The sequence below is a fragment of the Streptomyces durmitorensis genome (assembly GCF_023498005.1).
Classification (GTDB): domain Bacteria; phylum Actinomycetota; class Actinomycetes; order Streptomycetales; family Streptomycetaceae; genus Streptomyces; species Streptomyces durmitorensis.
The window spans coordinates 8,690,398-8,710,312 of record NZ_CP097289.1 but is presented as its reverse complement, the minus strand read 5'-3'; the positions used below and the strand labels follow the sequence as shown (position 1 = coordinate 8,710,312).

General features: G+C 71.8%; 20 protein-coding genes. 4 read left to right on the top strand and 16 right to left on the bottom strand.

From position 1 onward, the window contains the following. Positions 1 to 43: 43 nt before the first annotated feature. Positions 44 to 742, bottom strand: coding sequence for a TetR/AcrR family transcriptional regulator (locus tag M4V62_RS38985; RefSeq protein WP_249591912.1), 699 nt, complete (start codon positions 740 to 742; stop codon positions 44 to 46). Between the two features lie 250 nt (positions 743 to 992). Here M4V62_RS38985 and M4V62_RS38980 point away from each other — a divergent pair, with 250 nt between their 5' ends. From M4V62_RS38980 to M4V62_RS38970, 3 genes are all read left to right on the top strand, one after another. Next, positions 993 to 1,409: an ATP-binding protein gene (locus tag M4V62_RS38980; RefSeq protein WP_249591911.1), complete on the top strand. Its 417-nt coding sequence runs from the start codon at positions 993 to 995 to the stop codon at positions 1,407 to 1,409. Positions 1,410 to 1,568: 159 nt separating this feature from the next. Then, the gene (locus tag M4V62_RS38975; RefSeq protein WP_249591910.1) at positions 1,569 to 1,925 is read left to right on the top strand and encodes a DUF779 domain-containing protein; all 357 of its coding nucleotides are present in this window, start codon (positions 1,569 to 1,571) and stop codon (positions 1,923 to 1,925) included. 199 nt (positions 1,926 to 2,124) lie between these two features. After that, entirely contained in the window at positions 2,125 to 3,309 is a 1,185-nt protein-coding gene (locus tag M4V62_RS38970; RefSeq protein ID WP_249593192.1) for a phosphodiester glycosidase family protein, read from the top strand. Positions 3,310 to 3,377: 68 nt separating this feature from the next. On the opposite strand, the gene M4V62_RS38965 is transcribed toward M4V62_RS38970, so the two are convergent. The 12 genes from M4V62_RS38965 to M4V62_RS38910 all read right to left on the bottom strand — a co-directional run bounded on the left by M4V62_RS38965 (position 3,378) and on the right by M4V62_RS38910 (position 15,729). Beyond that, complete coding sequence (locus M4V62_RS38965; RefSeq protein ID WP_249591909.1) at positions 3,378 to 4,958, bottom strand: hypothetical protein; 1,581 nt, start codon at positions 4,956 to 4,958, stop codon at positions 3,378 to 3,380. Between the two features lie 70 nt (positions 4,959 to 5,028). After that, positions 5,029 to 5,223: a hypothetical protein gene (locus M4V62_RS38960; RefSeq protein WP_160503040.1), complete on the bottom strand. Its 195-nt coding sequence runs from the start codon at positions 5,221 to 5,223 to the stop codon at positions 5,029 to 5,031. A gap of 135 nt (positions 5,224 to 5,358) precedes the next feature. After that, on the bottom strand, positions 5,359 to 6,216 hold the full coding sequence (locus M4V62_RS38955; RefSeq protein ID WP_249591908.1) for a phosphatidylinositol-specific phospholipase C/glycerophosphodiester phosphodiesterase family protein: 858 nt from the start codon (positions 6,214 to 6,216) through the stop codon (positions 5,359 to 5,361). Between the two features lie 255 nt (positions 6,217 to 6,471). Beyond that, entirely contained in the window at positions 6,472 to 7,143 is a 672-nt protein-coding gene (locus M4V62_RS38950; RefSeq protein WP_249591907.1) for an ABC transporter ATP-binding protein, read from the bottom strand. After that, positions 7,136 to 8,050, bottom strand: a complete 915-nt coding sequence (locus M4V62_RS38945) for an ABC transporter ATP-binding protein (RefSeq protein ID WP_249593191.1) — start codon at positions 8,048 to 8,050, stop codon at positions 7,136 to 7,138. Before M4V62_RS38945 ends, M4V62_RS38950 begins: the two co-directional genes overlap by 8 nt. 71 nt (positions 8,051 to 8,121) lie before the next feature. Beyond that, positions 8,122 to 9,000, bottom strand: coding sequence for an ABC transporter permease (locus M4V62_RS38940; RefSeq protein WP_249591906.1), 879 nt, complete (start codon positions 8,998 to 9,000; stop codon positions 8,122 to 8,124). Beyond that, a complete protein-coding gene (locus M4V62_RS38935; protein WP_249593190.1) occupies positions 8,993 to 9,958 on the bottom strand; it encodes an ABC transporter permease in 966 nt (321 codons plus the stop codon). The genes M4V62_RS38940 and M4V62_RS38935 overlap by 8 nt, the downstream gene beginning before the upstream one ends. A 32-nt stretch (positions 9,959 to 9,990) precedes the next feature. Beyond that, positions 9,991 to 11,586, bottom strand: a complete 1,596-nt coding sequence (locus M4V62_RS38930; RefSeq protein ID WP_249591905.1) for an ABC transporter substrate-binding protein — start codon at positions 11,584 to 11,586, stop codon at positions 9,991 to 9,993. A 121-nt stretch (positions 11,587 to 11,707) separates the two neighbouring features. Next, complete coding sequence (locus M4V62_RS38925; protein ID WP_425575178.1) at positions 11,708 to 12,853, bottom strand: acyl-CoA dehydrogenase family protein; 1,146 nt, start codon at positions 12,851 to 12,853, stop codon at positions 11,708 to 11,710. After that, the gene (locus M4V62_RS38920) at positions 12,832 to 14,013 is read right to left on the bottom strand and encodes an acyl-CoA dehydrogenase family protein (RefSeq protein WP_249591903.1); all 1,182 of its coding nucleotides are present in this window, start codon (positions 14,011 to 14,013) and stop codon (positions 12,832 to 12,834) included. The genes M4V62_RS38925 and M4V62_RS38920 overlap by 22 nt, the downstream gene beginning before the upstream one ends. After that, on the bottom strand, positions 14,010 to 14,978 hold the full coding sequence (locus M4V62_RS38915; RefSeq protein WP_249591902.1) for an NADPH:quinone oxidoreductase family protein: 969 nt from the start codon (positions 14,976 to 14,978) through the stop codon (positions 14,010 to 14,012). The genes M4V62_RS38920 and M4V62_RS38915 overlap by 4 nt, the downstream gene beginning before the upstream one ends. 79 nt (positions 14,979 to 15,057) lie before the next feature. Then, on the bottom strand, positions 15,058 to 15,729 hold the full coding sequence (locus M4V62_RS38910) for a helix-turn-helix domain-containing protein (protein WP_249591901.1): 672 nt from the start codon (positions 15,727 to 15,729) through the stop codon (positions 15,058 to 15,060). A gap of 129 nt (positions 15,730 to 15,858) precedes the next feature. Between M4V62_RS38910 and M4V62_RS38905 the strand changes: the two genes are divergently transcribed. Then, positions 15,859 to 16,800: an SDR family oxidoreductase gene (locus tag M4V62_RS38905; RefSeq protein ID WP_249591900.1), complete on the top strand. Its 942-nt coding sequence runs from the start codon at positions 15,859 to 15,861 to the stop codon at positions 16,798 to 16,800. A 75-nt stretch (positions 16,801 to 16,875) separates the two neighbouring features. Here the strand turns inward: M4V62_RS38905 and M4V62_RS38900 are convergent, their stop codons facing one another. The 3 genes from M4V62_RS38900 to M4V62_RS38890 all read right to left on the bottom strand — a co-directional run bounded on the left by M4V62_RS38900 (position 16,876) and on the right by M4V62_RS38890 (position 19,876). Then, complete coding sequence (locus M4V62_RS38900; protein ID WP_249591899.1) at positions 16,876 to 17,712, bottom strand: enoyl-CoA hydratase/isomerase family protein; 837 nt, start codon at positions 17,710 to 17,712, stop codon at positions 16,876 to 16,878. A 74-nt stretch (positions 17,713 to 17,786) separates the two neighbouring features. Further along, positions 17,787 to 18,539, bottom strand: a complete 753-nt coding sequence (locus M4V62_RS38895) for a PIG-L deacetylase family protein (RefSeq protein WP_249591898.1) — start codon at positions 18,537 to 18,539, stop codon at positions 17,787 to 17,789. Between the two features lie 38 nt (positions 18,540 to 18,577). After that, positions 18,578 to 19,876: an alpha/beta fold hydrolase gene (locus M4V62_RS38890; protein WP_249593189.1), complete on the bottom strand. Its 1,299-nt coding sequence runs from the start codon at positions 19,874 to 19,876 to the stop codon at positions 18,578 to 18,580. Positions 19,877 to 19,915 lie beyond the last annotated feature (39 nt).

Genomic DNA, 19,915 nt, shown 5'->3' with positions numbered 1-19,915 from the left:
GCGATGCTCCTTGGCGTGGTGGCCGCTTGCGAGGTGCCGGTGCTCAGCTCCGGGGGCCTTCGGGCGGGAGAGGCGTGTGCAGGATGCCGTCGATCAGCGCGCGCAGGCCCCAGGAGAGGCGGGCCTCCGGATCGCCTGACAGCAGCTCGACGGCGAGCCCGGCGACATGCGGATGGGTCTGCTCGGGCGCGTCCCGCAGGGCTTCGGCGAGCGCGTCCCACTCCTCCTGGGGGCCCGCGGCCCCGCTGCCCGGGGAGTGCTCTGCGGCGGTCGCGGTGGCGTGCTGCAGCAGCAGGTCGACGCCCCAGGCCGCCTGCCCCGGCGGGACCCCGCCCTCGTCGAGCAGGGCGAGCAGCGTCTCGATGAGACGCAGGTAGTGCTCGCCCCTGGGCCTGGCCACCAGCGCGGCCATGGCGAGGCCGCGGTGACGGAAGAGCACCGCGGTGTAGGAGGTGAGCACCTTCTCCAGGCGCTCACGCCAGTCACCCCCGTCCGGCGCCGCCTCGACCGTGCCGAGGAGCTCGTCCAGGATCGCCGCGTGCAGCTCGGCGGTGTTGCGGACGTAGACGTACAGGGAGGCGGGACCGGTGTCGAGCTCCTGGGCGAGCCGACGCATGGTCACCTTGCCCAGGCCTTCGGCACGCATGATCTCCACCGCGGCGGCCACGATCCCGGCCCGTGTCAGGGCGGGCTTCGCCGGGCGCTCGCGGCGGCTGCGCGGGGCATCGGAATGAGGGGTCATACGTCCACCATAACGAACATGTTCGTTACGAGCATGTTCGGAGCGAACGTGTTCGCCCCCATGGACTCCTCGCAAGCACCCGCGCACTGTGACCGACTGTGACCCACAACGCTTCCAGGGACTTGGTTGGCGATCAGCGAGGGCGGGCATCACCGTGGGGCAGGACGGCCGCGCAAGACATGCCGTGGCCCCGGCGAGCGGAAGTCCTCGCGAGTACGCCGGATGTCCCAGGGGAGGGAAGTGAGTCGCCATGCGTGCGCACAAGCGCGCCCATCGGCACGTCGCCCGCGTCGAGTACGCACTGCCGCAGGAGGCCGCATCGGCCGGCCGGGCGCGGAGACTGACCTCCGCGTTCCTGACCCGGCCCCGTCGGCACCTGACGGAGGTGGACGCCGAGCGGGTGGACGACGCCACGTTGATCGTGTCCGAACTCGTCACCAACGCCACCCAGCACGGCCACAGCTCCTGCCGGCTGCGCCTTGAGGTCTCCGACGACCACGTGACCGTCGAGGTGCACGACGCGAGCCCCGTCGGCCCACGCGCGCTCAAGCCGAGCACCGAGCGGGAGAGCGGGCGGGGCCTGGCGATGGTGCGTCACCTCGCCGCGCGCCTCGAGGTCGTGGGCAGCGGCCGCCGCGGCAAGGCCGTACGGGCGGTGCTCGCCTGACGACGCCGTGAGCCACGCGCACGCGCACCGCCACGCCCAGGACCACGACACCGGCATCGGCATCGGCATCGGCATCGGCTGCAACGTCCTCGCAACCTTGCCCGGCGTTGACTGGAGCCCCGCCTCGACGGCGGCCCGGTGTCCAAGGAGCGGCTGCCCATGACCGATACCCCGCGCGTGGAGCTGACCCCCGCCGCCGCCGATCTGGTGAGGCGGCTGCGGGAGGCCCACGGGCCGCTGATGTTCCATCAGTCCGGCGGCTGCTGCGACGGCAGCGCGCCCATGTGCTTCCCGGAGGGCGAGTTCCGGACCGGTGACTCCGATGTGCGGCTGGAGTCGCTGGCCGTGGACGGCGTGGCGGAACCGGTCTCCTTCTGGATGTCGAAGAGCCAGTACGACGTGTGGAGCCACACCCGGCTGATCGTGGACGTCGTGCCGGGCCGTGGCAGCGGCTTCTCCCTGGAAGCCCCGGAAGGCGTACGTTTCCTCATCCGTTCACGATTGGTCGGCACATAGCCACCGACGCGGCACCCGTCCGGCTCTGCCCTCTGGTGCACTTTCTGACCGACCCTCAGACTGAGGCGGTCGGTCGGCCAGTGAGACATCAGGGGGCACGGTGGCAACACGGCGCAAGCACACCTTGGGACGGTTCAGAACGGCGAGAGCGACGCTCTCGGTATTGACGGCATTCGGCACGCTGGCCGGTGCGGCTCTGATGGGAGCGGCACCGGCCAGCGGCGTGGAGGCGACCGGGAAGTCGACCGCGTCGATGATCGCGCCGGGCGTGCAGTACCGGCAGTTCGACATCGTGGCCTCCCACGGCATGACCCGCGCGCACGTACTCGACGTCGACCTGAGCAACCGGCAGACCAGTGTCGGATTGCTCTATCCGGGTGCAGTTGGCGCCCGGTCCGTCGTCTCCGCGCTCGCGGACGGAGCGGGGGCGGTCGGCGGGATCAACGGCGACTTCTTCAACATCTCGGAGACCCAGCATCCGGGCGTCGAGGCCACCGGCGCGCCCGTCGGCCCGGCCGTCGCACACGGCCGGGCCCTCAAGGGGGCGGTGCCCAACGGTCAGCGCTTCGGTCCCGCGATGCCTCCCGGGGTGACCACCGAAGCCGTGCTCGGCGTGGGCCTCGACCGCAAGGCCCGCATGGACAACCTCCGTCTGGACGGCGAAGTACGCACCGATCAGCAACGGTTGCCCCTCGGCGGACTCAACCAGTACGCCCTGCCCGTGGGATCCGTCGGCGCGTTCACCAGCGACTGGGGCAGCACGTCGCGGGTGCGCTCCACCTGCGGCACCGACACGAACCGCGGCGCCCCCTGCAGCACGGACACCCATGAGGTGACGGTGCGCGGCGGCCGTGTCGTGGGGTCGGCGGGATCGCCCGGCAGCGGGCCCGTGGCCTCCGGCAGCACGGTCCTCGTCGGTCGCGAGGCGGGCGCACAGGAGCTGCGCAAGCTGTCGGTCGGCGACCGGGTGCAGGTCAAGCACCGCCTGGTGGCGGGCAAGTCACGCGTCCCGTTCCGCTTCGCGCTCGGCGGCTATCCCGTCCTGCGCGGCGGCGCCCCGTTGCCCGGCCTCGACGCCGTCACCCCGGCCGTGCGGACGGCGGCCGGAATCTCCGACGGCGGCAGACGCCTCCTGCTCCTCTCCCTCGACGGCTCCCCCGAGTTCCGTACGGGGCTGACCATCGCCGAAGTGGCCCGGACCCTGACGGAGTTGGGCGCCCAGGACGGCTTCAGCCTGGACGGCGGCGGCTCCTCCACGCTCGTCTCGTCCGCCACCCTGGTCGCGAAGGCCCCGGGCGCGGAATCCGTCACCGTACGCAACCACCCCAGCGGCGGCGCGGAACGCCCGGTGGCGAACGGCATCGGCGTCTTCTCCCAAGGCTGATCCCAGGACTGACCCCACGGCCGACCGCGTCGGCTGAGCCCTGTCCTCCGTGCACGGGCGGGACGCGCTCACTCGGCGTCCCGCACCGCCACCAGGCCGTTGAACACGCCCACGTACGCGGTGCCGTCCGGACCGAGTGTCACCGGCGCCCAGTTGTTGTCGTAGGCGATGCCCGTACCGGCGAGGCGCTTCCACTTGGTCTCGCCGGTGCGGAAGTCGACAGCCGTCAGGTACCAGGCATCGATGCCGAGGCTGCTTGGCTCCTTCGTGTAGAAGTACAACAGCCCGGAGGCGGTGGACAGTTTGGGCACGTTCGACGGGGCGCGGACGTCGCTCTCCCAGACGGTATCGCAGCCGCTGCCGTCCTCGCGTACGTCGATCCTGCTGACGCCGCCGACGACGCTGCGCCCGAAGGTGAGCGAGGTGATGTTCTCGTAGCCGTAGTTGTTCTCGACGACGAGGCTGTTGCCCCAGGTGATCAGCGAGTTGTCGGTGGTGGACGCACCGGAGCGGAAGACGGGGACCTTGCAGACGAGGCGCTTGTCGTCGGCGACGTCCTCGCCCCGCCGGTAGACGAGGACGTTCATGCGGTCGTCGGCGTTGTCGGTGATCGCCACGTAGTCGTCGTCGCCCTGGCCGAAGAGGTCGGGCGTGGTGCCCGAACCCTGGTTCACCGAACCGGGCTTGGTGCCCGTCCCCCGGTCGTAGGTCTGGCGCCAGAGTGCCTTCGGGGTGCCGTCCTTACCGGCCCGGAAGCTGTAGAGCGCGTGGTCGGAGACGATGGACACGCCGTCCTCGGCGACGGAGAACGAGTTCTGGATCTCCTCGCCCTCAAGGCGGATGGAGCGGATGTCACCGGACGCGGGGTCGACGGTGCCGACGCGCCCCTGCCGGGTCACCCACCAGATGCGGCCCTCCCAGTCGGGCATCACCGAGGTGACCGGGTCACATTCGCCGCTCGGGTAGAGATTTGTCCAGGTCACGCAGTCGTGCGGGACGTGCGCCGTCAGGTCCCAGTCCTTGTCGACGACGAACCGCCAACTGCCGTCCGCCGCCTGCTCGTGCGCGAGCCGGACGATGTGCTGGCGGGAGTCGGCGAGGACGAGCCGGTCCTTGTCGTCGAGGTACGAGTAGGCGCCGCCCGAGGTGTCCTTGAAGATCTTCGAGAAGTCCAGGCGTGTGATGGCCTCGACGGTGGAGGGGCGCTGCGGCAGCTTGTACTCGGCGAGCGTGTCCATCGTGTCCGGGTCGAGCAGCTTGACCAGAAACCCGGTGAACGTGCCGCAGACGGTGACGATGCGGCCGGCCTTGTCGAAGGTGACGGTGGCGCACTCACCGCCGAGCGCCGCCATCTTCTCGCTGCTGACCTGCGGCTTCTTCCCGAGCGGCCCGTTCCAGGGGTACGTTCCGCTGCCCGCCGCGTCCGCGTGCATCCCGCTGCGGCCGTTGGCGGCGAGATACGGGTGCTGGGGCGGCTGTTCGCCGGGCAGCGGGCGGGCGTCGGCCGGCCCGCCGGTGTACTGGTCGACGAGCCGGTGCCCCGGCGCCTTCGGTATGTCGTCCGCCTGGGCGGGATACGCGAAGGACGCGGCCGAGACGGTGAGAGCGGTCAGGGCCAGGGCACTGCTGAGGGTTCTGCGACGCGACATGGGCCGAAGCTAGGGCCAGACCCTTGAGGTGTCCATGGAAAGGTGAGACTTGTTCATGAACACGCAACGATCACGGTTGCAGGCCGCTGACGATGTCCGCGGCGGCCGTGACCCCGTTGTGAATGGTCGGCGCCATGCTCGAACTCGCCAGATAGAAGCCGAGCAGCGCACAGACCAGGGCGTGCGAGAACTTCAGTGCGCCGTTGCGCAGAAAGACCACTGCCAGGATCACGAGCAGCAGCACCACGGAGACCGAAATGGCCATGGGGACAACCTCCTCCGCCACGTCAACACCGCGGCTCTGGGCCGAGTGTGGCGCAGCGGAGGGACCGTCCGGGCGACCGGCATGTCCTCCGAACGGGTGTTATGTGCCGGGGCGTTGCTTCGCGCGGGCCGGGGGCTACTGCCCGTGGGCGTCGAGGAACGACTCAAGCCCCGCCAGGTCGTCGGTGTTCAAGTGGTCGACGCCGGCGGCGAGGAGCTCGCCCCACACGGCTTCGCGCGCCGGACCCGCGAAGTCGGGCGTCGCCCAGAAGCGGACGCGCTGCCCGCGCTTATGGGCGGCTGTGACGATGCCGCGCAGCTTGTCGCGCTCGGCGGCGGGGATCGCGCCGACGCCCTGCCAGCTGAAGTTGAGCGTCCAGTTGTCGCTGATCAGCGGGATGAGCGAGGCGGGCGCCGCGCTGCCCAGGTCGGCGAGGCGGCCGTCGTAGAAGGCGCGGCGCAGGCGCTGGGCCTCCATCGGCGCGCGGGCGGCCCGGTCGCCGGAGATCACCGCCGTCACGGGGCCACGGCGCACCTTGCCGTAGGAGTACGTCGTGAACAGGTGCCGGTAGCGCCGGAGGTGGCGGTCGAGTTCGAGGTACGTCGCCGCGCCCTCGGTCTTGATGTCGATCAGGAGCTGGAAGGGGGTGCGGTGGTAACCCCGGTACACGGAACCGTGGTTGGCGCGCACGCGGGCGGCCAAGGGGTCCAGGTAGAGCGATTCGAGGGTGCGGGTGGGGTCGAGGTCGATCGGGTCGTGCGCGACCAGGAGCGCGCCGTCGACGAGGTAGATGTCGGCCTCGACGCTGCCGAAGCGGTGGTCCAGCGCGTCGAACAGGGGCCGGGGGTGCTCGTAGTCGTTGTGCGCGTGGGCACGGACGAGGGGACGGGGTCCGTGCCCGCGCTCGCTCGCCTGGGCGTACGCGGGGACGGCGGCGGTGCCGGCGAGTGCGGCACCGATGGTGAGGGCTCTACGACGGGTGACGAGTGCCACGGAGACTCCCGGAAGGGGCGAGGGGACGACGGGCGGGCCTCAGTGAGTATGAGGCCATGCTCGCGTCAAGAAACCTCCCCGTGCGCGGAGTTGGCGCTATCGACGCCCTTCGTTCATTCCGGGAAACGCGGGGCGACGCATGGCCACCTCACGCCACGTCACGGCGTCTCCTCCCGCTGCGCCGCCGCTTGCCGTCGGCGCCCCGTCAGGGGCGCGGCGAACTGCGCGACCAGCCCTCACCGGCCCGCGGCTCCGTCACCGCACTTCCAGCGGAGCGCTCAGCTCGTCCCAGTGGACGGTCCGCTCGCACCACCGCTCGAGAAGCACCCGGTCGTGCCCGACCGCGAGGAGCCCGGCGCCGCTCTCCCGGCGGTACTCCTCCACGGCGTGCACGAGTGCCGCCGTCGTCGAGGCGTCCAGCATCGCCGTCATCTCGTCGCAGATCAGCCAGCGCGGGCGGAGCACCAGGGCGCGGGCCAGGCAGGCGCGCTGCAGCTGGCCGTCGCTCACCTCGTGCGGCCTGCGGCCCAGGAGGTCCTCGCCGAGGCCGACCGTGGCCGCCAGCTCCCTGACCCGCTCGGCGGCTTCGCTGCCGCGCCCGGCCGCGCGCAGCGGCTCGGCGACCAGGTTCGTGAGGGTGAGCCGCGGGTCGGCCGAGAGGCGGGGCTGCTGGAAGACGACGCCGAAGGCGGTGCGCTGGGCGCGGGGTGCGCGGTGCCGCCAGCCTCGGGCGGCCTCGCCGTCGATGACGACGCGGCCCGCGTCGGGCTTGTGGAGCAGGGCGGCGACCCGGGCCAGGGTCGACTTGCCGCAGCCGCTGGGGCCGAGCAGGCCGACGGAGGCGCCGGGCGCGACCGTGAGGTCCACGCCTCTCATGACGGGGGCGCGGCGGTCGTATCCGGCGGTGATGGAACGCAGTTCAAGCACGGGGTGCCTCCAGGACGGCCGCCTCATGGGGGTGGTGGCAGGCGACCCCGTCCACCGGCTCGGGAACGGTCCCGCAGGCCTCGTCCGCCCCGGAGCAGCGCGCCGCGAAGGCGCATCCGCCGGGCAGCGCGGACAGTTCGGGCGGCATGCCGGGGATCGGCGTGAACTCGCGCTCCGGCAGGGCGTTCAGGAGGCCGCGCGCATAGGGGTGGCGTGGCCCCGGGGCGCCGAAGAAGTCCTCGGCGTCGGCGAGTTCGACGATGCGGCTGGCGTACATCACGGCGACGCGGTCCGCGATGCGCTCGGCGGCGGCCAGATCGTGGGTGATCAGGAGCAGCGCGCGGTCGTCGCCGACGTGCCGCCGCAGCTCGTCCACCGTACGGTCGACGAGGTCACGGTCGAGGCCCGTCGTCGGCTCGTCGGCGAGCAGCAGCGGCGCGTCGCCGATGAGCGCGAGCGCGGTGGCGGCGCGCTGGGCGAGGCCGCCGGAGAGTTCGTGCGGGTAGCGGTCCAGGTGTCCGGCGGGGAACGCGGCGCGCTCCGCGGCGGCTTCGGCTGCCTCGCGCAGCTGCGGGCGCCGCACGTCCGCGAGCTCCCGCAGGGTCTCCTCCAGCTGGGCGCGCACCGTGCGCACCGGCGTCAGGTGCGCGGCCGGGCTCTGGGGTACAAGACCGACACGCCGCCCGCGGACCGTGCGGGCCAGAGTGCGCTCGTCGGCGGCCAGCAGGTCCACGTCGCCGATGAGCGCGGACCCGGCCGTCTCCGCGTTCTGCGGAAGCAGCCCGAGCAGCGCGGAGGCGAGCACGGACTTGCCGCAGCCGCTCTCGCCGACGAGGGCGAGACACTCCCCCGCCGCCAGGTCGAAGTGGGCGTCGGTGACGGCGGAGACGAAGGTGCCGCCACGCATGCGGAACCGTACGGAGAGACCTCGTACGGAAAGCACCGGGGACGAGAGGGACGGGTTCGGGGCGGGCTCGGTCACAGCATCAGCTCCGATCGGCGCCGGGGGTTGATCCGTTCCCGCCAGGCGCCCGCGAGACCCGCGATCGCCAGGGTGGGCACGATGATGAACAGGCCGGGGAAGAGCGTCGGCCACCAGTCCCCGGCCAGGAGCGAGCCGCGCGCGCTCTGCACGAGCGTGCCCAGGCTCGCCTGGTGGGTGGGGAGTCCGAGGCCGAGGAAGGACAGCGCGGACTCGTGCCAGATGGCGTGCGGCACCATCAGGACGGCGGCGAGTCCGGCCTGCGGGAGCACGCCGGGCAGCAGATGGCGCACGGTGACGCGCATCCGCGACGCGCCACCGGATATGGCCGCGTCGACGTACGGACGCGACCGCAGCGAGAGCACCTCGGCGCGCACGATGCGGGCCGTGGAGAGCCAGTGCGTGAGCGCGACCGAGACGACCACCGGCCATACGCCGGGGCGGAACATCGCCACGATGAAGATGCCGAGCAGCAGGTGCGGCACGGACGAGAAGACGTCCACGAGCCGCATCACGACCCGGTCGACCCAGCCGCCCGACGCGGCGGCGAGCGCGCCCACGGCCGTGCCGATGACGGTGGCGACGACAGCGGCGACCACGCCCACGAGGAGCGAGACCCGCAGCCCGTACACGCAGCGCAGGAGCAGGTCGCGCCCCACGTCGTCGGTGCCGAAGGGGTGTTCCCAGGAGGGCGGTTGCAGCTTGGCCGCGAGGTTCACGGCCTGTTCGTCGAGGTTGACCAGCGGTGGTACGAGAAGCACGGCGAGCACGATGGCCGCGACGATCACCGCGGAGGAACGCACCCGCCACGCGCGCGTGGAGCAGCTCTTGGGGGCGCCCCTCAGGGAGGCGCGCCAGGTCGTCGTCTCAGCCATCGAATCCCACCCTCGGGTCGGCGAGCCCGTAAAGGAGGTCGGCGAGGAGGTTGCCCAGGAGCACCGCCACCGTCGCGAGGACGGTGAGCGCGGCGAGCAGCGGGAAGTCCACGGCGGTCGCTGCCGACACGGTGGCCGCCGCGATGCCGGGCCAGCTGAAGACGGTCTCCACCAGGAGCGCCCCGGTGATCAGTTCGGGCACGCGCGAGCCGATCAGCGTGAGCACCGGCAGCATGCCCGAGCGCAGGGCGTGCCCGAGGAGGACGGTCCGCTCGGCGAGGCCACGCGCGCGTGCGCCCCGGACGGGGTCGTCGCCGAGCGCGTCGCCGACCCCTTGGCGTACGTACAGGACGAACCACGGAAGCTGCGAGATGGCCAGGACGGCGGCGGGCAGCACGAGGTGGCTCGCGACCTGCCCGGCGGTCACGGCCGAGCTCGCGGTGTCCGTCAGCCCTCCCGAGGGCAGCACGCCCAGCTTCAGGGCGAAGAGCCAGACGGCGAGGAGACCGATCCAGAACGGCGGCGCCGCTTCGAGCGTGTACGCGAGCGAGGTCACGGCGCGGTCGAGCCAGCCGCCGGGGCGGCGCGCGGCGAGCACGCCGAGCGTGGTGCCGACGAGGATCGCGAGCAGGAACGCGGTGGCGGCGAGCAGCACGGACCAGCCGATGCGTTCGCCGATGACATCGGCGACGGGCTGGCGCAGGGTGCTGGAGTCCCCGAGGTCGCCGCTGACGGCCGCGGTCAGCCACTCCCACCAGCGCTGCGCGAGGGGCTGGTCGACGCCGAGGTTGGCGCGCAGCTGGTCCAGGTTCTCCTGGGACGCGGTGAGCCCGGCCGTGCCCGCGTACGCCTTGACGGGGTCGAAGGGCGACGCGGCGGCGATCGCGAAGACGCCGAACGTCACGGCGAGCAGGACCGGGACGGCGAACAGGGCCCGCCGTCCCGTCATGCGCGCCATCGGCCCCCAGGGGAGCTTGTGGAGCGCGGACTTCACTGCTTCGGCTGCCAGTCCTCGACGTTCCACCACGGACCCGACGCGAGGCCGTGGTCGTGCGGCTCGATCTGGGTGGTCAGATCGCCGAAACGCTTGTCGACGACGTAGAGGTGGTCGATGTGCGTGAGGAAGGTGTAGCCCGGGTTCTTGACCAGCTCGCGCTGGATCGTGTCGTACGCGGCCTGGCGCTTGGCGTGGTCGCCGCTCTCGCGGGCCTCGTCGAGCGCCTTGTCGACCTTGGGGTTGTCGTAGTGCGCCATGTTGTTGAAGCCGTCACCGGCGAGCGAGGACTTCAGGAGCGTGTACTGGTCGAAGTCCGGGTCGGCCGGGGAGCCGCCGCCCGCCAGGACCGCGTCCTTGGGCATGCGCGGCTCGATGACCTCCCAGGTGCCTGCCTGCACCTCGACCTTGATGCCGAGCTTCTTGGCGTCGGAGGCGTAGGCGAGCGCGTGGTCCTGGCGGAGCTTGTCGCCGGAGAGGTACCAGAGCGGGAACTCGGCCTGGACGCCGTCCTTCGCGCGGATGCCGTCCTTGCCCGGCTTCCAGCCCGCGTCGTCGAGGATCTTCTTGGCCTTGGCGGCGTCGAGCTTCCGCTCCGTGCCCTTGGTGAACCAGGGGCTGTCGGTCGGTACGGGCCCGTAGGCCTCCTTGCCCGCGCCGTCCAGGATCGAGTCGACCATGGCCTTGCGGTCGACGCCGGTGTCGAGCGCACGCCGGATGTCGGTGTCGCCCGTGACCTTGTTGCCGGTGGGCAGGGTCACCACGCGGTAGTCGAAGGTCTTGGCGGCGTACGACTTCTTGTTGCCGTCGCTCTCGTACTTCTTCGCGAGGTTGGGCGGCAGGATAGCGCCGTCGAGCTCACCGGCGTCGAGCCGGGTGGCGCGGATGTCGTCGTCCTTGATGATCGCCATGGTGAAGTTCTTGACCTTCGGCGCGCCGCCCCAGTAGGCGGGGTTGGCCTTGAAGGTGAGCTTCTCGCCCTTGGACCACTTCACGAGCTTGTACGGGCCCGTGCCGACGGGCTTGGTGGTGAACTCGCCGGTGTTCACGTCCTGCTTGCCGGCTATGTGCTCGGGCGCGATCGGCAGGACGGTGCGCTCGGCGAACGGCGCGTAGGGGTACTTGAGGTGGAAGACGACGGTGTCGTCGCCCTTCGCCTCGACGTTCTTGACGGCGTCGAGCTCGGTCTTGGCAGCGTTGTTCGTCTTCTTGTCGAGGATCGTCTCGTACGTGAAGACGACGTCCTTGGAGGTGAAGGGCTTGCCGTCGCTGAATTTGACGCCCTCGCGCAGCTTGAAGGTGTACGTCTTGCCGTCGTCGCCGACCTCGGGGAGCCCGGCGGCGAGCGCGGGCTTGAGCTTCATGTCGGCGTCGTGCGTGAGCAGACCGTCGAAGATCTTGGAGTTGCCGTCCTTGCCGTAGCCGAGGAGCGGGCTCAGGGTGTCCGGTTCGTACGCGATGCCGACGACCGCGGAGTCCTTGGCGCCGCCCGCGTTCTTGCCGTCACCCGGCGCCGAACAGGCCGAAGCGGCGACCGCCAGTGAGGCGGCCGCCGCTATCGCGCCCGTACCCCGTATCGATCGGGCCCTCATGCTCCACACCCCTACTGAAGATCAAACGTTATTGCGAACGGGTCGCAATTATGCCTCATGTAATGGGTGGGTAAAACGTACGGGCCGTACCGAAACGATCACGGGGAGCGGGGCCGCCGGATCAGGGAGCAGGCAGGTTCACGCGTGCGGCCAGCTCCTCCCGGTGGCGCCCCACCGAGCCGAGCGCGATGGAGTCGGACTTGGCCCGCTTGAGGTAGAGGTGGACGGGGTGTTCCCAGGTCATGCCGATGCCGGCGTGCAGCTGGAGCGCCTCCTCGGCGATGTGCACCGTGGCGGGGGACGCGTAGGCCTGCGCGAGAGCCGCCGCGACATCGGCGTCCGCACTGCCGGCGGCCAGGGTGTCGGCCGCGTTGCGGGCGGCGGCGCGGAGGTTGACCACCTCCAGCCAGAGCTGGGCGAGCCGGTGCTTGAGCGCCTGGAAGGAGCCGACGGGCCGGTTGAACTGGGTGCGTTCCTTCGTGTAGCGCACGGTCTCGGTCAAGCACCAGTCGGCGAGGCCGAGTTGTTCGGAGGCGAGCAGCCCGGCTCCCGCCCGCAGACCCCGCCGTACAGCGGGTCCGGATTCCGGACCGACGGCACGCGCGCGTGCCCCCTCGAAGGTGACCGTGGCGAGCGGGCGTGTGAGGTCGAGCGAGGTCTGCGGCGCGACGGTGACGCCGTCCTCCGTCGCGTCCACCGCGAAGAGCCCCGCACTCGTCGGCACGAGGAACACGTCGGCGGCGACCGCGTCGGCGACACCGGGGACGCTGCCGCGCAGGGCCCCGTCCTGCGCGCGCACGTCGGGCAGGGCGCCACCCGGGGCAGTGGCCAGCGGCACGGTGAGCACGCCGACCGTGCGTCCGGCGGCGAGCATGCCCAGGAGTTCCCGCGCCGCGTCGCTGTCGCAGGCCAGCAGCGCCTCGGTGGCGATCACGGCACTGGTCAGATAAGGCACGGGCGCGACAGCGCGGCCCAACTCCTCGATGACGACGGCGGCTTCGCGGTGCGTGGCCCCCTGGCCGCCGAGCTCCTCCGGCACGAGCAGGCCCGCGAGGCCCATGCCGTCCGTGAGCGCCTTCCACAGCTCGCGGTCGTGCGGCTCGGCGGACTCGGTGCGCGTGAGCACGGCGGTGGCGTCGCAGTGGTCGGCGAGGAGGCCGCGCACCACCGACCGCAGTGCCTCTTCCTCCTCGGAGTACAGCAGGTCGCGCTGCGCGGGCTGCGGGCTCTGTGTGGTCTGCGTACTCAACGGGCCAGATCCTTCCAGGCGACGTCCTTGTCGGTGCGCGGCTCGGACGGCAGCCCGAGGACACGCTCGGCGACGATGTTGAGCAGCACTTCACTCGTGCCGCCCTCGATGCTGTTGCCCTTGGCCCGCAGATAGCGGTAGCCCGCGTCACGGCCGACGAAGTCGACCTTCTCGGGCCGCCGCATCGTCCAGTCCTCGTACAACAGCCCTTCCTCGCCCAGGAGTTCCACCTCCAGGCCGCTGATCTCCTGGTTCAGGCGGGCGAACCCCAGCTTCATGCCCGAGCCCTCGGGACCCGGCTGCCCGGCGACGAGCTGCTGGCGAAGCCGCTCCCCGGTGAGCCGGGCGACCTCCGCCTCGACCCACAGCTTGAGGAGCCGCTGGTGCAGGTCGTGCGTGCGCAGTTCGGGGCGCTCGCGCCAGGCCTCCACGACCGGGCCGATCATGCCGCCCTCGCGCGGGATGCGGGCGCCGCCGATGGACACGCGCTCGTTCATGAGGGTGGTCTGCGCGACCTTCCAGCCGTCGCCGATCTCACCGAGGCGGTGCGCGTCCGGGATCGTCACGTCCGTGAGGAAGACCTCGTTGAACTCGGCCTCGCCGGTGATCTGCCGCAGCGGGCGCACCTCGACGCCCGGGTCGGTCATGTCGCAGACGAAGTACGTGATGCCGCGGTGCTTGGGCACCTCCGGGTCGGTGCGGGCGATGAGGATGGCCCAGCGGGCGGCGTGCGCGCCGGACGTCCACACCTTCTGCCCGTTGACCACCCAGGTGTCGCCGTCACGGACGGCGCGCGTGCCCAGGGCGGCGAGGTCGGAGCCGGCGCCCGGCTCGCTGAAGAGCTGGCACCACACCTCGTCGCCGACCCACAGCGGCCGCAGGAAGCTGCGCTTCTGCTCCTCCGTGCCGAAGCGCAGGATCGTCGGCGCCGCCATGCCGAGGCCGATGCCGATGCGGCGCGGGTCGTTGTCGGGCGCGCCCGCGGCCTCCAGCTCGGCGTCCACGACGGCCTGGAGGGACCGCGGTGCGCCGAGGCCGCCGAGCCCTTCCGGGTAGTGCACCCAGGCGAGCCCCGCGTCGAAGCGGGCCTTCAGGAACTCCGCGCGCTCGGTGCCGTCCGGCGGATACGCGGCGAGGAACTCCTGCGCGCGGCGGCGCAGTTCGGCTCCGTCCGTCATGCGTCGCCTCCCTCGGGGACCACGGCCACGCGTCCCGTGGTGACGCCGTCGGCGACGCGCTGGACGGCCGCGGCGGCGTCGCTCAGGGGCACGCGCTCGCTGATGAGCGGATTGATCGCGCCCTTGGCCGCGAGCTGGGTGAGCTCCTCGTGGCAGCGCAGGATCGCCTGCGGGTCCTTGGCGTTGTACAGGCCCCAGTGCAGGCCGAGCACCGCGTAGTTCTTCACCAGTGCGTGGTTGAGCGCGGGCGTCGGGATGACGCCGCTCGCGAAGCCGACGACGATGATCCGCCCCTCGAAGGCGACACACTTCGTGGACTGCGTGTACGCGTCGCCGCCGACGGGGTCGTAGATGACATCGGCACCACGGCCGCCGGTGGCTTCCTTCACGGCGCCGATCACGTTCTCCGTACGGCGGTCGACGACCACGTCGCAGCCGAGCTCGCGCGCGACCTCGGCCTTCGCCGCCCCGCCCACCACACCGATGACCTTGGCGCCCGCCGCCTTGCCGAGCTGCACGGCCGCGCTGCCGACGCCGCCGGCGGCCGCGTGCACCAGGAGGGTCTCGCCCGCCTGGAGGTGCGCGCGGCGGTGCAGGCCGAACCAGCCGGTCTGGTAGCCGATGTGCAGCGCGGCGGCCTCCGCGTCGTCCAGGGCGTCAGGCGCGGGCAGGACGGCCGCCGCGTCGGCGATCGCGTACTCGGCGAAGCCGCCGTACGGAAGGGCGGGGTTGGCGATCACGCGCCGGCCGTCCTCGGTCTCGCCGCAGATCTCCACGCCCGGTGTGAACGGCAGCGGGGGCGTGACCTGGTACTGCCCGCGGCAGAGCAGGGCGTCGGGGAAGTTGATGTTGGCGGCGCGGACCTTGAGGAGCAGCTGTCCGTCGCCCGGCACCGGCCGGTCCACGTCTTCGAGGCGCATCACCGCGCCCGGCTCGCCGTTCTGGTGCACTTGCCATGCCTGCATGCGGGGCCTCCACGGGGCGTTCGTAGACCAAGCTCCGTCGCATACTAAGCGGTCGCTTGCAGGCAGGGGAACCGTCTCGTCAGTCCGCTTCGCGCTTCTGCCGATCGGCCCGCGGGGTGGGTCGCTGAGAGGGCCGCTGAGTGGGCCGCGCCCGTACGTGCATCCGCTCACCCTGCGGCCCGAACAGACTGAGGAACTCCGCGGGCCCCTCTCCCGTAGAGCCGAACCAATGCGGAAGACGGGTGTCGAACTCCGCGGCCTCGCCCGCCGTGAGGATCACGTCATGATCGGCGAGCACGAGCCGCAGCCGTCCGGACAGGACGTACAGCCACTCGTATCCCTCATGGGTCTGCGGTTCGGGCTCGATGGAGCGGGAGGGCTCGAACACCTTGTACGCCTGAAGGCCGCCGGGCTGCCGGGTCAGCGGCACCATCGTGCGGCCGTGGCGGACGATCGGCTTGGCCCGCACCCGTGGGTCGCCGACGGGCGGGGCGCCGACGAGCTCGTCCAGGGGGACCTGGTGGGCGCGGGCGATGGGCAGCAGGAGTTCGAGGCTGGGCTTGCGGTTCCCGGACTCCAGGCGGGAGAGGGTGCTCACGGAGATGCCGGTGGCGGCGGCGAGACCCGCGAGCGTCGCGCCACGTTCCTTGCGGATTCGCCGCAGGCGGGGGCCGACCTCGGCCAGCACGCCGTCCAGATTCGCGCCGTCGTCTTCGTGCTCCGTCTGCTCCACTGCCCTGCTGTCCGTCATGACTCCATTGCAGTATCGGCAAAGTTGATTGTCAATACCGCATCGGCGAGACCGTGGCGGCGCGCCACAGTGCGGGGACGTCCCTTACGGGCATGGAGATGTGAGGCGTTCCGCGATATCGATGCCGCCATGACGGACCACGCGAGTGAACCAACGCCACCGCCGCACGGACTTCCGGCGCCCGCCCCGGCCGGCGCGAGCGCGCTGCCGGACGGGACGTACGACGGGACGGTCGTCCTGGTGACCGGCGGCGGGACAGGCCTCGGGAAGGCGATCGCCGCGGAGTTCGCGCGGCTCGGGGCGGATCTGGTGATCGCGAGCCGCAAGGAGGAGCGGCTCAAGGCGGCGCGGGACGAACTCGCGGGCCTCGGCGGGCGAGTGACGTCCGTGCCGTGCGACATCCGGGACCCCGACCGCGTCGCCGAGGTCTTCGACGCTGCGCAGGAGGCGTACGGACTGCCGGACGTCCTGGTCAACAACGCGGCGGCGAACTTCCCCGTGCCCGCCGAGGACATGTCCCCGAACGCGTGGCGCTCGGTCGTGGACATCACACTGAGCGGGACGTTCTTCATGACGCGGGAGTTCGGCCGCCGCCATCTCGCGGCCGGCACGCCCGGCTCCGTCATCAGCATCGGGGCGTCGTACGCGTGGACGGGCGGCCCCGGCTTCGCGCACAGCGCGGCGGCCAAGGCGGGCGTGAAGAGTCTCGTCGAGAGCCTTGCGGTGGAGTGGGGTCCGTACGGCATCCAGGTCAACGGCCTGGTGCCCGGCCTGATGCCGCACGAGGACATGACCGCCGACATCCGCGGCAACCTCGACCGGGCGACGCCCGCGCAGGAACACGCGTCGGGCGACCGGCAGCGGGAGTTGAGCTCCCGGCAGCCCGCCCTCCGCGTCGGCGCCCCGCGTGAACTGGGCTGGGCCGCGGCCTTCCTCGCCTCGCCCTACGCCCGCTTCATCACCGGGCACACATTGGTGGTCGACGGCGCGAACTGGCAGCGGCGCGGTCTGGTGAGCCCGGAGGTGGTGACGGTGCGCGAGCAGATGGGGCGAGGCCCCTTCGAGGGGTAGGCCCCCGCCCGGGGAAGGGCCTGTCCCGGGCCCGCCCTTTCCCGGGCCCGCCCACGTCCCCTCGTATCCCCGGGCCTACTTCCCCTCGAACGTGGCCGCCCTCCGCTCTCCCTTCGCCGCGTACCCGGCACGCGAGTCCTCCGACGTCAGCGTGATCGCCGCGTTCAGCGCGACCCGGTCGAGGGCCGCGTCCATCCCCGCGTCCGCGTACGCGTCGATGCCGCGCTTGATGCCCTGGACGGCCAGCGGGGCGTTCGCCGCGATCTCCGCGGCGACCTCGCGGGCCGCCTTGGTCAACTCGTCCACCGGCGTGACGAGTTGTACGAGCCGCAGCCGCTCGGCCGTGGCCGCGTCGATGCGGCGCCCGGTGAGCGAGAGCAGCTTGGCCCAGCCCGCGCCCGCGTCGCGCGCGATGCGCAGGTCACCGCCCGCGTCCACCGCGACGCCGATCTGCGCCTCGGGCAGCGCGAACACCGCGTCGTCCGACACGATCCGCACGTCCGCCATCAGCGCGAGTTCGAAGCCGAACCCCAGGCAGTACCCCTGCACGGCGGCGACGACCGGCTGCGGGAGGCGCGCGAACGTACGGAAGCGTTCATGGACCCAGCGCATGCCCTCGTAGTAGTTGCGGGTGCGCTCGGACACCGAACGGCCTTCGATCGCACCGCCATTGAGCGCGGTGACGTCGATCCCGGCGCAGAACGCCCGCCCCTCCGCACGCAGCAGCACCGCCCGGATCGAGTCGTCGAAGCGGATCCGGTCGGCGAAGATGCCGAGCTGGCGCGTGGCCTCCCAGCTCCACGCGTTGAGCTTCTGCGGGTAGCAGAGGGTGAGGATGCCCAGGCCGTCCTCGATGTCGAGGCGCAGCCGCTCCTCACCCTCCGGGATGTCCGTGCCGATGGTGTCGATCATCCAGCATCAGCTCCTGCCTACGTTTCTGACGTCCCGTCAGATATTTGACGTCCCGTCAGCGTAGTGGCGGCGGCTCAGCGGCTGAAGACCTCGAAGGACACCGCGGGCTTCCCGCCGAAGCGCGGCGCCACCCGCTGGGCGTTGCCGGTGAGGAACTCGCGGCAGTACTTCTCGGGGTCCTCCTGCGTCAACACCTCGATGTACGCGCGGTGTTCGAGGAGCGAGCGCACGGAGCGCTCGAGCCCCACCGTGGCGTCCACCGCGTGCGTGGGCGACGACGAACCGGCGACGGCCACCCAGCGCACGCCGTTCCAGGGCTCGAGGGCGTCCTCCTCGATCAGCTCGGGGAAGATCCAGCGGTTGCCCGCGTCCCCCACCGCGTCGAGCGTCGCGCGGCCGACGGCGACGTGGTCCGGGGTGTTCCAGGCCACGCCGCCCCACGTGTCGCGGTGGTTGAGCGTGATCACGAGCTCGGGCCGGTGCCTGCGCACCGCGGCGGCGATGTCGCGGCGCAGCGCCGTACCGTACTCGATCACGCCGTCCTTGTGGTCGAGGAACTCCACGGTCGACACGCCGACGACGGCCGCGCTCGCCCGCTGCTCCCGTTCGCGCAGCGGCCCACACGTGGCGGGGTCGAGGGTGTCGATGCCCGCCTCGCCACGGCTGGCCAGGAGGTAGGCGACCTCGCGGCCGCCGTCCGTCCATCCGGCGATCGCTGCCGAGCAGCCGTACTCCAGGTCGTCCGGGTGGGCCACGACGGCGAGGGCCCGCTGCCAGTCCTCGGGCATGGGGGTGAGCTGGTCGTTCACGTCCAACGGCTCTGTCATGCCCGCAGCCTAGCTTCGCGGGTCCTGTCGCGGAGGCCTCAGACCTCGCCCCGGGCGAGGGCGAGGAGCCGGTCGAGGACGCGCGGTGAACCCACCCGCAGGCCGTCGTGCTCGTACTCGTCGGTGACCCAGGTGCGCAGGCCGCGGATGGAGCGGGCGGTGTGCAGGGAGTGGTCGGTGTCGACGTACATGTCGTCGTGGTAGATGGCGGCGGCGGCCGGCACCTCGTTCGCGGCGAGGCGTGCCGTGTCGTACAGGGGCGCCCAGCCGGTGTGTGCGGCGAGGATCTCGGCGGTCTCGCGCAGCGGCCGCAGGGCCGGGTCGCAGTCGAACTGCCAGCGCTGGACGGCTTCCCCGGTGAACAGCAGCGGCGCGTCACCGGCGAGTGCCTTGCCCGGGTCGAACTGCGGGAACTGGCCGCGCAGCCGCTGTGCCGACCAGTCGGTGGGCCGCTCGCCCTGGCCGTAGATCGTCTCGTGCATCAGCGCGAAGAGCGGACGGTTCCTCAGCGAAAGTTCGGCCTGGACGCCTTCCTGGAACGCGTCGGACAGGGCGGGCCCCGACGGCGTCCGCACGAAGGCGTCCTCGATGAGGTAGTGCAGGCGGTGGCTGCCGTCCTTGGTGCCGAGCAGCATGCCGAGGGACTGGAACGCCTCGACGGTGAGGCGGTAGCCGCCGTTCAGGACCGGCTCGTGCTCGGCGAGGTGGGCGGCGATGCGGCGGGCGCGCTCGACGTCCTGGGGGTAGCGGGCGTAGTGGGCTGCGCTCTTGCGTTCCATGCGCGGGTAGGCGGCGCGGTAGACGTCGTCCGCGTGGCCGTCGAGCGTGGGCAGGCCGCCGGTGATGAGGGCGGTGTGCAGGCCTTCGGGGGCCGCCGACAAGTAGTGGGTCGCGCAGAAGCCGCCGAAGCTCTGACCGAGCACGGTCCAGGGGGTGCCGGTCAGCTCGCGCCGGATCAGCTCGCAGTCACGGACGATGGAGTCGGCGCGGAAGTGCGTGAGGTAGTCGGCCTGTTCGCGGGGGCCGCCGCGCAGCGGGAGCGTCTGGCGCGTGGCCGGAGTGGAGCTGCCGGTTCCGCGCTGGTCCAGGAGCAGCACCCGGTAGTCCTGAAGGGCCCTGCCCAGCCATGCCTCCTTGCCCGCGAACCGGTTGGCCCCGCACCCCGGGCCGCCCTGGAGATAGACCAGCCACGGCAGGTCGGCGCTCTCGTGCCGGCTCGCCACGGCCTCGCGGGCGAAGACCTCGATCCGCTCCCCCGCCGGGTCGTCGTGGTCGAGGGGCACGGAGAAGCGGTGGTCGGTGAGGACCACACCGGGCTGACGGTAGGAGGCGGTGATGGTCAAGGGGGCTCCTGGGCGCGTGCGGAACGGGACACT

Coding starts and splice junctions, on each gene's coding strand:
- M4V62_RS38985 (WP_249591912.1), bottom strand. CDS start 742: ATGACCCCTCATTCCGATGCCCCGCGCAGCCGCCGCGAGCGCCCGGCG.
- M4V62_RS38980 (WP_249591911.1), top strand. CDS start 993: ATGCGTGCGCACAAGCGCGCCCATCGGCACGTCGCCCGCGTCGAGTAC.
- M4V62_RS38975 (WP_249591910.1), top strand. CDS start 1,569: ATGACCGATACCCCGCGCGTGGAGCTGACCCCCGCCGCCGCCGATCTG.
- M4V62_RS38970 (WP_249593192.1), top strand. CDS start 2,125: ATGGGAGCGGCACCGGCCAGCGGCGTGGAGGCGACCGGGAAGTCGACC.
- M4V62_RS38965 (WP_249591909.1), bottom strand. CDS start 4,958: ATGTCGCGTCGCAGAACCCTCAGCAGTGCCCTGGCCCTGACCGCTCTC.
- M4V62_RS38960 (WP_160503040.1), bottom strand. CDS start 5,223: ATGGCCATTTCGGTCTCCGTGGTGCTGCTGCTCGTGATCCTGGCAGTG.
- M4V62_RS38945 (WP_249593191.1), bottom strand. CDS start 8,050: ATGCGTGGCGGCACCTTCGTCTCCGCCGTCACCGACGCCCACTTCGAC.
- M4V62_RS38940 (WP_249591906.1), bottom strand. CDS start 9,000: ATGGCTGAGACGACGACCTGGCGCGCCTCCCTGAGGGGCGCCCCCAAG.
- M4V62_RS38935 (WP_249593190.1), bottom strand. CDS start 9,958: ATGGCGCGCATGACGGGACGGCGGGCCCTGTTCGCCGTCCCGGTCCTG.
- M4V62_RS38930 (WP_249591905.1), bottom strand. CDS start 11,586: ATGAGGGCCCGATCGATACGGGGTACGGGCGCGATAGCGGCGGCCGCC.
- M4V62_RS38920 (WP_249591903.1), bottom strand. CDS start 14,013: ATGACGGACGGAGCCGAACTGCGCCGCCGCGCGCAGGAGTTCCTCGCC.
- M4V62_RS38915 (WP_249591902.1), bottom strand. CDS start 14,978: ATGCAGGCATGGCAAGTGCACCAGAACGGCGAGCCGGGCGCGGTGATG.
- M4V62_RS38910 (WP_249591901.1), bottom strand. CDS start 15,729: ATGACGGACAGCAGGGCAGTGGAGCAGACGGAGCACGAAGACGACGGC.
- M4V62_RS38905 (WP_249591900.1), top strand. CDS start 15,859: ATGACGGACCACGCGAGTGAACCAACGCCACCGCCGCACGGACTTCCG.
- M4V62_RS38900 (WP_249591899.1), bottom strand. CDS start 17,712: ATGATCGACACCATCGGCACGGACATCCCGGAGGGTGAGGAGCGGCTG.
- M4V62_RS38895 (WP_249591898.1), bottom strand. CDS start 18,539: ATGACAGAGCCGTTGGACGTGAACGACCAGCTCACCCCCATGCCCGAG.